Annotated in this window: 3 protein-coding genes; 1 reads left to right on the top strand and 2 read right to left on the bottom strand. The window is 57.6% G+C overall.

Annotated features, from left to right (window positions below; translation table 11 throughout):
* Positions 1-467: 467 nt before the first annotated feature.
* Together PFH44_RS26990 and PFH44_RS26985 are read right to left on the bottom strand one after the other, a co-directional pair.
* Positions 468-731, bottom strand: coding sequence for a YdgH/BhsA/McbA family protein (locus PFH44_RS26990; protein WP_283826749.1), 264 nt, complete (start codon positions 729-731; stop codon positions 468-470).
* A gap of 167 nt (positions 732-898) precedes the next feature.
* Positions 899-1,513, bottom strand: a complete 615-nt coding sequence (locus PFH44_RS26985; RefSeq protein WP_045854562.1) for a flavin reductase family protein — start codon at positions 1,511-1,513, stop codon at positions 899-901.
* Between the two features lie 95 nt (positions 1,514-1,608).
* Here PFH44_RS26985 and PFH44_RS26980 point away from each other — a divergent pair.
* Positions 1,609-2,185 (top strand): RlmF-related methyltransferase (locus tag PFH44_RS26980; RefSeq protein WP_283826748.1); only part of this gene is annotated, 577 nt, incomplete at its 3' end.

Genomic DNA, 2,185 nt, shown 5'->3' with positions numbered 1-2,185 from the left:
CAGGGGTTGGGGCATACAGCGAGGGCGCCTGCGCCTCTACCACCAGCGTTTCACCGCCGTTTTTTTCAGTGCTATCGGCTGCCAGCACCTGGCCTGTCGGCGACAGGCTCAGACACAGGCCGGTAAAGATCGTCAGCGAGCCAAAACTGCTGAACGGTAAATTATGTTTTTTATCCATTTCAATGAGCAACTTATAGTTTTAATTTGAGCCATTAAGACCGCAGGCAAAGCGATGCCGTGCCCCCGACCACTGCAGGTGTTTGTTACAACAACAATGCTTTTGATAATGATTGTGATAAGCATTATCAAACAACGGCAGATTTTCTATCACTCATTTATAAAAAAATAAATACATTTATTTACATTCGCTACATTTTTTCTACATAAACCGATTTTGTCAGCAGAGAACAGGGCGAACGCGGGCCAAAGCGGTGGGAAGTCCGCTTCCTGCCCGGGCCGTCGGGGGGTTATTTATAGATGATGGCGGTGCCTGCCATCCTGTTTGTGCCGCCGGCAGAGTTGATTCGCCAGGCTATCGCCCCCTGCTGATGCGCTTTTTGCGCCAGCTGGGCCTGCAGATCGTCAAGATTGCTGGCGCCGGAGGCGGAGACGGTGCCTGAAGGCCGCAGCGGGCCGGTGTCGGCGGGAGCGGAGAGGGGGGCTGCGGGCTGGGCAGTAAAGGAGGCGGCGGCAAGGGCGACAGTCGCGAGTAGCAGCAGAGATCTTCTCATGAGCATATCCTCATTAACGGCATGGGACATACTCTAAGTTTAGGCTTTTGCCGCAGGATAATCAGGATAAAAAATTGAGGCTAAACAACGATTTTTTTGCGCAAACGCCGCTCGCCCGCGCGAATAACGTCGTGGCGAACGAACGGCGAGCCAGCGCTGAGATGGCGCTAGCGGGCGTCGGGGCGGATCAGATCAAACCGCTGGCTTTCATCAATACCGTAGTAGGCGCTCGGGCCACCGGCGCGCAGGATCGGCTGGGCTTTGGCGGTCTGATAGACACCCTCTTCCAGCAGCGACTCGTCGATATGGACCGCGACAACCTCGCCAAGTACCAGCCAGCTGTCGACGGGGGTGCCGTCGGCGGCGGTCAGGCGGATGCACTGCGAGAGGCGACACTCAAAGTTCACCGGGCTTTCCGCCACCCGCGGGGCGGCGACGATCCGGCTGGCGGCGGCGGTCAGCCCGGCGCGAGTGAATTCATCTTCGTGGCGCGGGAGGCTGGCAGAAGTCTCGTTCATGGCTTCGGCCAGCGGGCGGGTCGCCAGGTTCCAGACAAACTCTTTCGTTTCGACAATATTCTGTACGCTATCCTTCCAACCGCTGCTGGCAAAGCCGATAATTGGTGGCCGATAGTTGAAGCAGTTAAAGAAACTGTAGGGCGCGAGATTGCGCTGTCCTGCCGCATCCAGCGAGGCGATCCAGCCGATCGGGCGCGGCCCGATAATGGCGTTAAGCGGGTCGTGCGGCAGACCGTGTCCCTGAGAAGGTTGATAGAAATACATAGAATATCCGTAACCGAAGAGGAGATATCCAGACTCCCTTATTTACCGCGCCGCCGTCAACGGGTATCTTACGCGGCTGTTCAAAGGAGATTGCCATGAAAGCCCAGAAACCGGGGTTACACCCGCGTAACCGTCACCATCAACGCTATGATTTGCCCGAGCTCTGCCTGGCTCACCCCGAGCTCGAGGGTTTTATCACCCTGAACCCGGCGGGCGAGCAGACCGTTGACTTTGCCAACCCACTCGCGGTGAAGGCGCTGAATAAGGCGCTGCTGGCGCACTTTTACGCGGTGAAACACTGGGATATTCCGGATGGTTTCCTGTGTCCGCCGGTGCCGGGAAGGGCGGATTATATCCACCATCTCGCCGACCTGCTGGCGCTGGATACCGGCACTATTCCCGAGAACGCGAGCATTCTCGACGTCGGCACCGGCGCAAACTGTATCTACCCGCTGATCGGCGCACATGAGTACGGCTGGCGTTTTACCGGCAGTGAAATCAGCCAGGAGGCGATCTCCAGCGCGCAGGCCATTATCGCCGGCAACCCGGGAATGAGCCGCCAGATTCGCCTGCGTCGTCAAAAAGACGCCACGGCGATCTTTACCGGCGTGATCCATAAAAACGAATGCTTTGACGCGACGCTGTGCAACCCGCCGTTCCACGACTCAGCCG

This window comes from Klebsiella sp. Ech2A, assembly GCF_030078455.1.
Classification (GTDB): Bacteria; Pseudomonadota; Gammaproteobacteria; order Enterobacterales; family Enterobacteriaceae; genus Klebsiella; species Klebsiella terrigena.
The sequence above is the reverse complement of the archived record's forward strand: the minus strand, read 5'-3'. Positions and strand labels throughout refer to the sequence as shown.

What these genes read in the sequence shown, in the direction of transcription:
- PFH44_RS26990 (WP_283826749.1), bottom strand. Translation starts at nt 731, where the DNA reads ATGAGAAGATCTCTGCTGCTACTCGCGACTGTCGCCCTTGCCGCCGCC.
- PFH44_RS26985 (WP_045854562.1), bottom strand. Translation starts at nt 1,513, where the DNA reads ATGTATTTCTATCAACCTTCTCAGGGACACGGTCTGCCGCACGACCCG.